The organism is Streptomyces sp. NPDC001406 (assembly GCF_042895285.1).
In the GTDB taxonomy this organism is placed as follows: Bacteria; Actinomycetota; Actinomycetes; order Streptomycetales; family Streptomycetaceae; genus Streptomyces.
In genome coordinates this window covers 233,838-246,287 of record NZ_JBIAWG010000008.1, presented here as the reverse complement: position 1 = coordinate 246,287, position 12,450 = coordinate 233,838, and the positions used below count along the sequence as shown (strand labels likewise).

Below are 12,450 nucleotides of genomic sequence, written 5' to 3'. Positions count from 1 at the left end.
GCACATGCCAGTGATTTTCTTCGACATCGGGGCGACCTTGGCGGATGCCCATGTGGATCCCGACGGCTCCCTGACTCTTCAGCCCCGACCGCGTGTCATGGCTGTGCTCGACGCCCTCCAGGAGGTCCGCAAGGGCATCATCTCCGACCCCGGTCCGGGCAATGGTGCTGCCGCACGTGCGGCAGCCGCGCTGCGGGAGGCGTTCCCCGGCCACTTCTCCGACGAGGCACTTGTGCACTGGGGTACGAAGGACAGCCGTAGGATCTTCGACCAGGCGCTCGCGAGCACCGGGGGAGCGGCAGCCGACGACTGTGTCTTCGTGGGCGAGGACGCCGAGGAGCGCGCTTGCGCACGCGAGGCCGGAATGCGTACGGCGGCTCACCCGGTGTTCGCCATTGCCGCGATGGAGGACCGACCGGTACTCCGGACGAGGATCGAGCTGCCGGACGGCCTGGGCTTGCCCGAGTTGACCACGGCCGTGGACGAGGCCGAGGCCGTTGTCGTGGAGTTCGTCTCCGAGCGGCTCGCACTCGCCATGGCTACCAGGCAGGGTGCCCAAGCGCTTGAGCACGCGGGTTTCACGGTGGATCTGCGGGGACCGGTGGACGAGGTGGTGGCCTTCCCGATCCGGGACGATCAGTAGGTCACGGTGGCCGAACAGCCGGCGGGCGCCTCGCGCGCATCTCCGTGGTCGGCTGGGCCAAAATCGGTCGCGCCCCGATGGACCAGCCGTTAACTTCCGCCTGAGCGCAGTGTCGTACGAGACGCGACCGCGAAGGGAGCCACGTATGGAGACCGAGGGTGCGCGAACCGACCGTTTGGGCCTGCTGCTCGACCAGTTCGACCAGGCCAGGGAGATGGCCCGGGTGCGGCTGACGGGGCTCGGTGACGAGGAGTACCTGTGGGAACCGGCGCCGGGTTCCTGGTCGATACGGCGCCGGGGCGAGGCCGCGACGCCCAGGGCGTTCGGGCCGGGGGAGTGGGTGCTCGACCTGGGCGCCCCGGACATCCCGGCAAGCGAGTACGCCGAGGTCGCCCGACAGGCCGCAGACGGAATGACCCTCGCCAAGATCGCCGCTGACTGGAGCGTGAGCATCGAGCGTGTCGAGCAGGTCCTCGCCCACACCGGTGCACCGGAGCCCGACGAGACGCCGATCACGACCATCGCGTGGCGGCTGGGACACCTGCACTTCCACTTCGCGGGCGGATGGGAGTGGACCTTCGGTGAACGGCGGCAGGAACCGAAGCGGTTGGTCGACTTCACCCCCTGCGCCGCCTTGGCGCTCGAGCGGTTCTGGGCGCTGATCGACCGCTGGCGCGACAGCGTCGCCGCCGTCACCGACGAGCAGTTCGACATGGTCGGCTTCTCGCAGTACCCGTACAGCAACGACGCCGACAATCCCTTCATCGCCGTGCTGTCGGGCGCCAACCTCGAATTCATCCACCACATGGCCGAGATCGCGCTGCTCCGCGACCTGTGGCGGGTGCGCTCCGCCACTCCTCGGTAGCCCGGTCGCGCCGGTCGCGCCGGTCGCGCGGGTCAGAGTCAAGACAACCTTCGCAGCAACACAACCCTTTGGCCCTCCGCCTCATCTTGCTTGCCGGCAGCAGCAGAACTGACCTGAAAGCAGGAGCACTTGTCCAGTGCGCGCTCTCCTCTGACACGACGCGGTGCGGCGGTCGTCACCGCCTTGGGGCTTGTCGCCCTCGCCGGGCCGCAGGCGGCCACCGCGACGCCGGCCACCACGGCCACCGGACCCGCCGCCCTCCACTGGTCCACCTGTCCCGCGGGCTCGGACGCTCCCCGCGGCACGTACTGCGCCACCCTCAAGGTCCCTCTCGACTACGCCGATCCGGGCGGACGGCAGATCAAGCTCACCCTGTCGATGGTGGGTGATGTGAACGCCCCGCGCACTCTCGTGGTCAACCCGGGCGGGCCGGGTGAACCGGGGATCGGTACGGCCAAGCTCGTGTTGAGCTCGCTGCCCCAGGACGTCGGCGCGAAGTACAACGTCGTCAGCTTCGACCCGCGCGGCGTCGGTGCCAGCACCCCGGTCTCCTGCGGGGACACGACCAGGCTGATCAAGCACCCGGCGGTGCCGTACACGCCCGCGAACGACGGGCAGGAGCAGGCGCGGCGCACCGTTGCCCGCAAGATCGCCGAGCAGTGCGACGCGAAGTCCAAGGCCCTGCTGCCGTACATCACCACCGAGAACGCGGCCCGCGACATGGACCGGATCCGTACCGCGTTCCACCGCGACAAGATGGACTACCTCGGCTATTCGTACGGGACGAAGCTCGGCGCCACGTACGCGACACTGTTCCCCTCGCACACCGGTCGCATGATTCTCGACAGCGTCGTCGACCCGACCGTCACCACCTACGCCTCGCAGTACGAGCAGAATCCGGCGCTCCAGCACCGGGCCGGCCAGTTCTTTGCCTGGGTGGCGAAGAAGGACGGGACCTACCACCTGGGTGCCACGCAGGCCAAGGTGGCGGCCGCGTGGGAGGCCACCCGTAAGAAGCTGGACACCAAGCCGGCCGGGCGCCGGGCGGGCAGCGCCGAGCTCGACGATCTGCTGGCGTCCGTCATGTACACGGACCTGACCTGGGGCGATGTGGCCCAGGCCGTCTCCGACTACCGGCGCGGGGATGCGAGCGGCCTGCTCAGCGCCACCGACCAGCTCGCCCTCGGCGGCGTGGATCCGGCCCAGCTCGCCTACAACTGCGTGGACGACGCCTGGCCCCGCGACTGGGCGACCTGGCACCGGGACACGGCCGCGTCGGCCCGTAAGGCTCCACTGTTCGCCTGGCTGAACACCTGGTACAGCGCGCCCTGCGCATACTGGAAAGCCCCGACGGCCCGGCCCGTGAAGATCGGCTCGGCTCACGTGCCGCCGGTCCTGCTGCTCCAGGCGAAGGACGATCCGGCGACCCCGGTCGTGGGCGCCCGGCGCATGCACCAGGCACTGACCGGTTCCCGCCTGGTCGTCGCGGGCGGCGGCAACCACGGGCAGTATCTGTTCGCCGGCAACACCTGCATGGACCGCCACGGCAGCCGCTATCTCCTCACCGGGCAACTCCCGGCCGACAACGCCACGTGTCCGGCGACCCCGGCGCCGTGAGTGCCTCCGCGACCCGCGACTTTGCGATGACGTGACGGGTGACGGCTACTGCGCCACCCCGGATCGGGTTCGCCGACCTCGCATCTTTGCTCCAGCTCGTGCGGGGGACGCAGGAGCGGTGTCATATGAGGCGTTCCACGGCGGCGTGCAGTTGCTCGACGTGGTGTTCGCTCTCGGGCTTCATGAGCACGCTGCGCAGGATGCGGGCGCCATCGGTGTCGCGGTCGATTTTGGGGTGGCGGCGGGCAAAGGCGTCGGCGGAGGCCCGGAGCGTGCTGACGAAGATGGCGTCGCGGGCGGTCATGCCGTCGTTGAGGACGCGAGCCGAGGCATGGTCGATGGCGGAGAGGGTGGCCGGTTCGACGGCGGGGAAGTAGCTGACGATGTCGAGTTCGGGCTGTTGATACAGAGTCAGTAGATCGGACGCGTCGATGAGCTCTGCCCAACGCAGGGCCGCTCTGCGGCCCGCAGCCAGCACGCGTCCCAGCCCCTGCGCGGTGGGCGGCAGCAGTTGGAAGGTGAGCCAGAGCGCCGCAGCCGCCGCGCCTGCCCGGGAGCATTCCAGGCTGATCTCGCCGAGGTGCAGCTCGGTGGAGGTGAAGTACGTGTACGGGGAGTCGTGCAGGTAGAAGCGCCCCACCTCGGGGTCGCGGAAGACGACCGCGCCGCAGCCGTAGGGCTGGAGCCCGTGCTTGTGCGGGTCGATCACCACGGAGTCGCAGTCCGCGATGGCGCGCCAGGGCTCCGGCGCGAGCGCCTCGGGCCCCTCGGCCCCGGCCAGCAGGGTGAAGAAGCCCCCGTACGCGGCGTCGACATGGACCCGGGCTCCGTGGCGTCGGCACAGCGGCAGCGCCTGGTGCACGGGGTCGATCGCACCGAGTCCGGTGGTCCCGACGGTGAGTACGACCGTGCCCACCCGCCCGGTGCTCAGTACCTCCTCCAGAGCCAGGAGATCGATGCGGCCCGCGTCGTCAGCGGGAACCGGGTGCCCTTCCATGCCGAGCACGCCGCACATGCGCCCGTGCGTGTAGTGGGCCTCGGCGCTGTAGGCGACTCCCTTGCCGGGGTGACTCTCCCGGGCGACGAAGAGGGCTTCCAGGTTGGCGATGGTGCCGCTGGTGGTGAGATGGCCCAGGTGTTGGTCGAACCCGAACATGGCCGCCAGCTGTGCCACGGCCTCCCGCTCCATCCGCGCGGTGGCCGGGCCGCCGTCCAGGGCATGGTTGTTCGGATTGATCAGCATGGCGGTGAGGTAGCCGACCACGGCGGCCGGGTGCGGCGGCTTGAGCATCTGGCCTGCGTACCGGGGATGGAAGAACGGATAGTTGTCCCGCAGCCGGTCCGTGAAGTCGGCGAACACGGGGGCGAATGCCTCGTCGGTGACTTTCAGCGCGGGGTGCGGCTCGTAGGGGCCGAAGTCCGCGGACCAGTCCTGGACCGCCTGGGTAGCTTCGCCCAGCCATCGGTTGAGGTCCATGCCTGCTCTCCCTTTCGCTCATGACGCGACGCCGCCGACAGGTGGCGCCCGGCCCGTTAGATTTAGTTGAGCAGTCAGTGAGTGAGCAGTCAATGAATTCGTTTGAGTCCGAAGGAAAATCTCTGGTGGGCAATGGTGACGACGCGGAGCAGCGGGCTGCGCGGGCGGCGGGCAGCGATCTGGTGCGCGACTTCGGCCTGCTCTTCAAGGCTGCGGGCCGCCTCGAACAGCGGATCGACGCGGCCCTGCGGGAGCGGTGCGGCATCCACCACACCATGTTCGAACTCTTGCTCAGGCTCTACCGCACACCCGGCGAGGAGGTGTCACAGCGCAGTCTTGGGGATGAGCTGGTCCTCACCAGCAGCGGCACCACACGGCTGATCGACCGCATGGAGGAGTCCGGCCTCGTCCGCCGCCGCCCCTCCCCAACCGACCGGCGCGTCACCGTCGTGGAGGCCACCGAGCAGGGGTGTGCCGTCTTCCTCAAGGCGGCCGCCGTCCACGCGGAGGTGGTCGAGGAATGCTTCGTGACCCCGGTGGCGGGAGGCGACTACGGTTCCCTCGTTCGAGCCCTGACCGAGATCGACAGAGCCGTGCAGGGCGGCGCCGGGCGGCGAGTCGGAGGCAAGGCGGGCCGGCGCCGGTCGACGGAGCCGAGCGGGCAATGACCCGGTCTGGCTGGGCATACGACGCCCGGGCTCCAGGTATTCGACAAGGTGTTCCATTTTTGGTGGATGGCGGGTTATGGTCAACCCGAACGATCTTGTACGGAGGTGCCCGGATGGAGAACGCCGCGCCCGCTCGCCGAGGCCGTCCCCCAGGGGTCCGGGCCGGTGAGGGAGAGCTGACCGGCCGTCAGTCGGCCATCGTCCGATACATCACGGAGACGGTCGACCGGCAGGGCTACCCTCCGTCGATGCGGGAGATCGGCCAGGCCGTGGATCTCGCCAGTACGTCCTCGGTGGCCTACCAGCTGACCGTCCTCGAACGCAAAGGCGTCCTCTATCGCGACCCGCACCGTCCCCGCGCCTACCAGGTGCGGCCCTCCTGGGCGCCCGACCTCGGCGGCAGGAGCGCCGCGCCGGTCGACGTGCCGCTCGTGGGTCGGATCGCCGCCGGTGCGCCCCTGCTCGCCGAGGAGATGATCGAGGACGTCTACTCCCTGCCCCGCCAGATCGTGGGGGAGGGCGACTTGTTCGCCCTGACCGTCTCCGGCGACAGCATGATCGACGCGGCGATCTGTGACGGAGACATCGTGACCGTCCGGCGGCAGGACAGTGCCGACCACGGGGACATCGTCGCCGCGCTGCTGGAGGACGAGGCCACGGTCAAGGTGCTGCGTCGGCAGGAGGGGCGCGTGTGGCTCATGCCCCGCAACCCCGCGTACGAGCCGATCCCCGGTGAGCAGGCACAGATCCTGGGCAAGGTGGTGGGCGTCCTGCGGCGCCTGTGATCAGGCAGCGTCCGGCACGCGCAACGGGTGTGTGAGGCGTCCGGCTCGACCTGTGCCACCCTCCGTGTGGGCTATTGGTAGATCATTGCCAAATTGCAAGACATGCCAGTAAATTTCGGACAACTGCTTCGAGATGTCACCGGCAGACGGGGCCACAGGATGAGCACGGACGACCGCGTCGCGGTGACGACCGGGATCGCACGACTGGCCGTGTGCCCCGGACTTGCCGGGCCCGGCCGACTCGGGCTGGTGACCAACCACAGCGGCGTCCTCCCCGACCTGCGCCCGGCCGCGCCCGCGCTGCTGGAGGCCGGCGCGCGGCTGGTCGCCCTGTTCGGTCCTGAGCACGGGCTGTACGGGACCGGCCAGGCCGGCGAGAGCGAGGCCGCCCAGGTGGATCCCGCGACCGCGCTCCCGGTCCATGACACATACCGGTGCAGCGGCGAACGCCTCGATGAACTGCTGCTCGCGAGCGGCGTCGACGCCCTGGTGTACGACCTGCAGGACATCGGGGCCAGGTTCTACACCTACGTGTGGACCATGTTCGACCTGATGGTCTCGGCGGCCCGTACGGGCGTACGGTTCGTGGTCGCCGACCGGCCGAACCCCCTGGGCGGACTCCTCAGCGAGGGCCCGCTGCTCGACCCGGCGTGGGCCAGCTTCGTCGGGCGCGTACCGATACCCGTCCGGCACGGCCTCACCTGCGGCGAACTCGCCCGGCATCTCAACGCCACGGCTGTGCCCCGAATGGCGGGCAGCGCCGCTGACTTGACGGTGATCGAGGTCGACGGCTGGCAGCGTGCCATGGGTGCGGAGTCCACCGGCCTGCCGTGGGTCGCGCCCTCACCGAACATCCCGACGCCCGCCACCGCCACCGTCTACCCCGGCACCTGCCTGTTCGAGGGGACGAATGTCTCGGAGGGCCGTGGCACCACGCAGCCCTTCGAGATCGTGGGAGCACCGTACATCGACGCCCGGTTCGCGCCCTCGCTCGCTGAACTCGCCCTGCCCGGAGTGCACTTCCGTGATCTGCGGTACGTACCGACCTTCCACAAACACGCCGGACAGCCGCTGCGCGGGGTCCAGCTCCACATCACCGATCGCAAGGTGTTCGCTCCCGTACGTACGGCCGTCGCCATGCTCGCCACGCTGCGGCGGCTGTACCCGGACGACTTCGCCTGGCGCACCACCAACGGCGGCGCGGAGGGGACCGGCCATCGTCACTTCATCGACCTGCTGTGGGGGTCCGACGGACTGCGGCGCGTTGTGGACGCGGGCGACGACCCGCTGCCGCTGTGCGATCCGCCGGCGCCGCCCGGCCGGTGGGTCGGCGACGACGTGCTGCTCTACACCTGAGACCTCCCGCCCCACCGCCGCGACCTGCCGGCCCGGCACCGACGCGAGACTCCGTAGGGGCGCGCGATGGCAGGCGAGTCCCCCAACTCGCCATCGCGGACCCATGGAAGGACAACCCCGCCGATGACCGACCCCACGACGACATCCCCTGCCGCGATGCGCGGCTTTCGCGCGGGGGACGGCCCGCAGTTGGTGGAGGCGTGGTGTCGAAGTGCGCCTGCCGACCCCATCACCCCGGACCGCTTCCGCTCCCTGGTGCTGCTCGACGCCAACTTCGACCCCGAGGGGCTTCGGGTCGCCGTCGACGGCGACCGTGTCGTCGGCGCCGCCTACGCGGTGCGCCGTCTGACGCCGATGACCGGCACCGACCTTGAGCCGGAGCAGGGCTGGATCCCGTTCTTCTTCGTCGACCCGGTGGCCCGCGGGCGCGGCCTCGGGCGGCGGCTGCTGACCGACGCCCTCGACTGGCTGCACAACCACGGCCGCACCCGGGTGGACTTCTCCTCGTACACCCCGAACTACATCCTCCCCGGCCTGGACGCCGAGGCGTACCCGGAGGCGGCGGGGCTCCTTGACTCGCTGGGCTTTCGCACCCTGTACGAGGCGGCGGCGATGGACCGCGGCCTCGTCGGCCATCGCCTCCCGGACGATGTCGCAAGCCGCCTGGACGAACTGACGGCGCAGGGCCACCGGTTCGCCACCCCGTCCGACGACGACCTGGTGGAACTCGTCGCCCTCGCCGGGAACCACTTCAACCCGGACTGGGCGCGCGTCATCCGGCAGTGTCTGGCCGCGGGCACGCCGCTCGACCGGATCGTCGTCGTCCGGGAACCCTCCGGCCGCCTCGTCGGCTGGGCGATGCACGGTGCGTACGAGTCGGTGGTCGAGCGGTTCGGTCCGTTCGGTGTGCTGGAGGAGATGCGCGGCACCGGGCTCGGCAAGGTCCTGCTCCATCTGGTCCTGGAGCGGATGCGGGCGCGCGGTGCGCACTCCGCGTGGTTCCTGTGGACCGGCGAGCGATCCCCGGCGGGCCATCTGTACCGCAAAGCCGGCTTCACCACGACCCGGCTGTTCCGTGTGATGCGGCGGGAGGCCACCCCATGACGCGGGCACGGCGCACCCACGGCCTGAGCCGCCGTCACTTCGCGCTAGCGCTCCCCTCGGCGCTGCTCGCCTCCGGATGTACCGCGCCGCACCAGGGCACCGGGCGGCCCGGGGATCCGATCGTCCTCACCCTGCTCTCCCACTACGCGAGCGGGGAGCTCAAGGCGGCCCTGCAGGGCCCGGTCGACGAGTGGAACGCCACGCACGACCGGATCAAGGTGCAGACGAAGGCCGTCGAGTTCACGGATCTGCTGACCACGTTCATGGTCAGGCAGGCCGCGGGCCAGGGCGCCGACATCCTCCACCCGTACTGCCTGTGGACCGGACAACTGGTCCGGGCCGGCGTCCTGCGACCCGCTCCCCCCGAGCACGCCGAGGAGATCAGACACGGCTACGGCGAGGCCGCGGTCGGCTCCTCATCGGTGGGGGGCAGACTCTACGGCTACCCCACCGAGATGCAGACGTACGCCCTCTACTACAACAAACGGCTGCTGCGCGAGGCAGGCATCGACGGTCCTCCGCGCACCTGGCGGGAGTTGGAGGAAGCGGCCTACCGCACCAGCAGGCGGGACCGGTACGGCAACACGCTGGTCCAGGGCTTCGGGCTGTCGACGTACGACGACTCCACCACCGTCGGCCAGACGCTCGCCCTCCTCAACGCCGCCGGCGGAACGTTCGTCTCCGCGGACGGCAGGAGCACCGCGATCGACTCGCCGGCCGGACGTGCCGTATTCGATCTGGAGCACCGCCTGGTCACCAAAGGTGCGAGCGCCCCCGGCGTCAACGTCTACAAGGCGTTTCCGTCCGGGCAGGTGGCCATGGTGATCAGCGCCGGCTGGTGGACCGGGAGCCTGAAGCCCCTGATGGGCAAGGACTACCGCGATGTCGGCGTCGCGCCGCTGCCCGTGCCCGAGGCGGGCGACCAGCGCGCCACCCTCTCCACCGGCTTCATGCTGGGGGTCAACGCGGCCAGCGAACACCCGCGCGCGGCCTGGGACTTCCTGCGCTGGCTCAACACCGCGAAGGTGGGTGTGAAGAGCGCCAAGAAGGTGACAACGGCGACCCGCATGAGCTCCCTGCAGGTGTCGGTCGGCTCGCTGACCGGCCGCGCCGACGACATGCGGACACTCCTGAGCGAGGGGAGCGATCCGAACCTGCGCCCGTTCCTGGACGCGCTGGCCTATGCGGTACCGGAGCCCAACGTGCCGGGCGCTCAGCAGGCCAAGTCGCTGTTGCGCAAGAACATCGAGGCGCTGTGGACCGGTCAGCAGTCGGTCGACGAGGCACTGCGCACCACCCGCCGTCAGGTCGATCAGGAGGTGTCGCGCGCATGGTGAACACCCTGACGTCCATGACGACCGAGCGGGCGCACAGCCCGAGCTCCGCCGGGCTCGCCGTCGACGGCCGCAGCCGTACCCGGCGCCGCCAGGTCGTCGTCGCCTACGTCTTCCTGGCGCCGACGCTGCTGTTCTTCGCGGTGTTCCTGATCCTGCCGCTCGGCTTCGCGCTGCTGCTGTCGATGTCCCGCTGGGCCGGGTTCGACCTCGGTGACATCGATCCGGTCGGCCTGGACAACTTCACCGACCTCTTCGCGGACGGATCGACGTTCCTGGCGCCGATCCTCACCAACACGCTGCTGTTCGCCCTGGGCACCGTGGCCCTCGCGCTCGCCGGCTCCGTGCTCGTCGCCACCTGCATCGACAACCTGCGGTTCCAGGGCCTGTGGCGCACCCTGTACTTCCTGCCGATCGTCACGACCGTCGTCGCCGTCGGCAACGTATGGAAGTACATGTACGAGCCGGGCGGGCTCGTCAACGGCGTCCTCAACGCCCTCGGTCTCGGCTCGGTGGCGTTCTTGCAGGACCCGGACACCGCGCTGCCCTCGGTCGTGGTCGTACAGGCCTGGGCGTCGGTCGGCTCGGCGATCCTCATCCTGACCGCCGGGCTGAAGTCCATTCCCGAGTCGTACTACGAGGCCGCCGCGCTCGACGGCGCCGGGCCCGTCACCGTCTTCTGGAAGATCACGCTGCCGCTGCTGAGGCCGTCCCTGCTGTTCGTGTGCGTCACCCAGTTCCTCACCGGCCTGCAGTCGTTCGCGCTGATCATCGTGATGACCAAGGGCGGGCCGGGTGACGCGACCAACGTCGCCGCGCTGGAGTTGTACCGACAGGCCTTCTCGTACGGCAACTGGGGCATCGCGAGCGCCGCCGCCTTCGTGCTGTTCGTCGTGGTCCTCGCGGTCACACTGGCGCAGTTGTGGATCTTCCGGCGCAAGGGGGAGGACGCATGAACCGCCGCCGTTTCCCGCTCTTCTCGTACCTGGTCGTCGTGACCGGCGCCGTGCTGACGGTGGTGCCGTTCCTCGACATGGTGATGACGTCCTTCAAGGGGCCCGGCGAGTCCGCCACACTGCCGTACCGGTTCCTGCCCCAGGCGTTCGACCTGTCCAACTACCGGGCGGCGATCGAGCAGCTCGATCTGCCGGTGCTCTTTTGCAACAGCGTCATCGCCACCGCCGTGATCACCGGATCGGTGCTGCTCACGTCGTCACTCGCCGGCTATGCGCTCGCCAAACTCCGCTTCCCCGGACGGAACTTCATCTTCCGCCTCGTACTGTCCACGATGATGTTCCCCCCGTTCCTCTTCTTCATCCCGCACTTCCTCATCCTTGTGCACTGGCCACTGGCGGGCGGCAACGACCTGTTCGGGCGCGGTGGCGCGGGCCTGACCGTCAGCATCGCGGCGCTTGCCGTGCCGTTCCTCGTCAACGGCTTCGGGATCTTCCTGACGCGCCAGTTCATGCTCTCGATCCCGGACGAGGTCCTCGAGGCCGCGCGCATCGACGGGGCAGGCGAGTTCGCCGTGTGGTGGCGCATCGTGGTGCCGCAGACCAAGCCGGTCGTGGTGACGCTCGGGCTGCTGACCTTCGTCGACGCCTGGAACGAGTACATCTGGGCGCTGCTCGTCTCGACCGCCAACCCGGACGTGATGACCCTGCCCGTCGGCATCCAGCTCCTGCAGGACTACGTCGACCCGACCCGCACGATGCCCATCGTCATGGCAGGCCTCGTGCTGAGCATCCTGCCGGTCCTGATCCTCTTCCTGCTGCTGCAGAAGTACTACATCCGCGGCGTCATGCTCAGCGGCCTCAAGTGAGGCCTCGTCCATGGAAGGCGGCTCGGAATTGTGGCCTCCGCCATAGCCAGTGTGCTCCGGGCCTGCTGAGGTGATCGTCATGACCGAGGGAATCACCTGGCTCGCCGAACCGAAGTCCGTCGACTGGGGCGGCTACAGCGTCATCATCGCTCAAGACCTCGCCGGTGACACGCTGGCCCGGCGTGTGGCGGCTACCCGGTTCGGCCGGAACCTCCAAGAACCACGTTTCCTGGGCAACCTCACCGCCGGCCAGGCCGACGATGTCATGACCGGGCTGTTCGGCGACACCCATGACGCGATCGCTCTGCGCTACGGCGAGACGGGCGAGTGGGCCTATGTGGTCCAGCACGGCTTCTGGTACGCGGAGTTCGGGCCCCAACCGCCCGTCTCCCGCGGTGGCGCCCATGTGTTCCGCCTGTGGTACGAGGAGGAGAACGGCAAACCCGTGCCGCCCTACTTCGCCTACGAGCACGACGGCCGCCCACTGTGCCACTTCAACCTGCACCTCGACGGCTCATGGGGATCGAGCAGGGTCGAGGGGGACCCGGAGCCGGCCCGCGCACTCGAAGCCAGGCTGACGGCGGCCGGTCTCTCCCTCGACGACCCCGAAGACCGCTGGGACGACCGACGCAGGACCCATCGGGCGTGCCTCGCCGCCATCGAGGAGCACTTCAACCTCACGCTGCCGCGCGAACAGATCCTCAACGGCGCTCTTCCCACACTCCTGATGAAGGCGAACAGCGCCAACTGCCCGTTCTGCGGGGCAAAGCAGGCATGAG

The 12,450-nt window shown here is 69.5% G+C and carries 12 protein-coding genes; 11 read left to right on the top strand and 1 reads right to left on the bottom strand.

The window, feature by feature from the left end:
• Positions 1-4: 4 nt before the first annotated feature.
• From ACFY1J_RS21400 to ACFY1J_RS21390, 3 genes are all read left to right on the top strand, one after another.
• Positions 5-643 (top strand): HAD family hydrolase, encoded by a 639-nt coding sequence (locus ACFY1J_RS21400; RefSeq protein ID WP_390731675.1) that lies wholly within the window; start codon positions 5-7, stop codon positions 641-643.
• 145 nt (positions 644-788) lie between these two features.
• A complete protein-coding gene (locus ACFY1J_RS21395; RefSeq protein WP_390731674.1) occupies positions 789-1,508 on the top strand; it encodes a DinB family protein in 720 nt (239 codons plus the stop codon).
• A gap of 183 nt (positions 1,509-1,691) precedes the next feature.
• Positions 1,692-3,125, top strand: a complete 1,434-nt coding sequence (locus ACFY1J_RS21390; protein ID WP_390731673.1) for an alpha/beta hydrolase — start codon at positions 1,692-1,694, stop codon at positions 3,123-3,125.
• Positions 3,126-3,246: 121 nt separating this feature from the next.
• Here ACFY1J_RS21390 and ACFY1J_RS21385 read toward each other — a convergent pair whose 3' ends face one another.
• Positions 3,247-4,602, bottom strand: coding sequence for a pyridoxal phosphate-dependent decarboxylase family protein (locus ACFY1J_RS21385; RefSeq protein ID WP_390731672.1), 1,356 nt, complete (start codon positions 4,600-4,602; stop codon positions 3,247-3,249).
• A 125-nt stretch (positions 4,603-4,727) separates the two neighbouring features.
• Between ACFY1J_RS21385 and ACFY1J_RS21380 the strand changes: the two genes are divergently transcribed.
• From ACFY1J_RS21380 to ACFY1J_RS21345, 8 genes are all read left to right on the top strand, one after another.
• A complete protein-coding gene (locus ACFY1J_RS21380; RefSeq protein ID WP_390731671.1) occupies positions 4,728-5,270 on the top strand; it encodes a MarR family winged helix-turn-helix transcriptional regulator in 543 nt (180 codons plus the stop codon).
• A 113-nt stretch (positions 5,271-5,383) separates the two neighbouring features.
• Positions 5,384-6,055 carry a transcriptional repressor LexA gene (gene lexA, locus ACFY1J_RS21375; RefSeq protein ID WP_390707944.1) on the top strand — a complete coding sequence of 224 codons (672 nt, stop codon included), beginning with the start codon at positions 5,384-5,386 and terminating at the stop codon, positions 6,053-6,055.
• 159 nt (positions 6,056-6,214) lie between these two features.
• Entirely contained in the window at positions 6,215-7,411 is a 1,197-nt protein-coding gene (locus tag ACFY1J_RS21370) for an exo-beta-N-acetylmuramidase NamZ domain-containing protein (RefSeq protein WP_390731670.1), read from the top strand.
• A gap of 123 nt (positions 7,412-7,534) precedes the next feature.
• Positions 7,535-8,515 (top strand): GNAT family N-acetyltransferase, encoded by a 981-nt coding sequence (locus ACFY1J_RS21365; RefSeq protein ID WP_390731669.1) that lies wholly within the window; start codon positions 7,535-7,537, stop codon positions 8,513-8,515.
• Positions 8,512-9,852 carry an ABC transporter substrate-binding protein gene (locus ACFY1J_RS21360; RefSeq protein WP_390707941.1) on the top strand — a complete coding sequence of 447 codons (1,341 nt, stop codon included), beginning with the start codon at positions 8,512-8,514 and terminating at the stop codon, positions 9,850-9,852. Before ACFY1J_RS21365 ends, ACFY1J_RS21360 begins: the two co-directional genes overlap by 4 nt.
• Positions 9,846-10,805 carry a carbohydrate ABC transporter permease gene (locus tag ACFY1J_RS21355; RefSeq protein WP_390707940.1) on the top strand — a complete coding sequence of 320 codons (960 nt, stop codon included), beginning with the start codon at positions 9,846-9,848 and terminating at the stop codon, positions 10,803-10,805. The genes ACFY1J_RS21360 and ACFY1J_RS21355 overlap by 7 nt, the downstream gene beginning before the upstream one ends.
• Positions 10,802-11,671 (top strand): carbohydrate ABC transporter permease, encoded by an 870-nt coding sequence (locus tag ACFY1J_RS21350; RefSeq protein ID WP_390707939.1) that lies wholly within the window; start codon positions 10,802-10,804, stop codon positions 11,669-11,671. The genes ACFY1J_RS21355 and ACFY1J_RS21350 overlap by 4 nt, the downstream gene beginning before the upstream one ends.
• Positions 11,672-11,750: 79 nt before the next feature.
• On the top strand, positions 11,751-12,449 hold the full coding sequence (locus tag ACFY1J_RS21345) for a hypothetical protein (RefSeq protein ID WP_390731668.1): 699 nt from the start codon (positions 11,751-11,753) through the stop codon (positions 12,447-12,449).
• The last annotated feature ends 1 nt before the right edge of the window (position 12,450 follow it).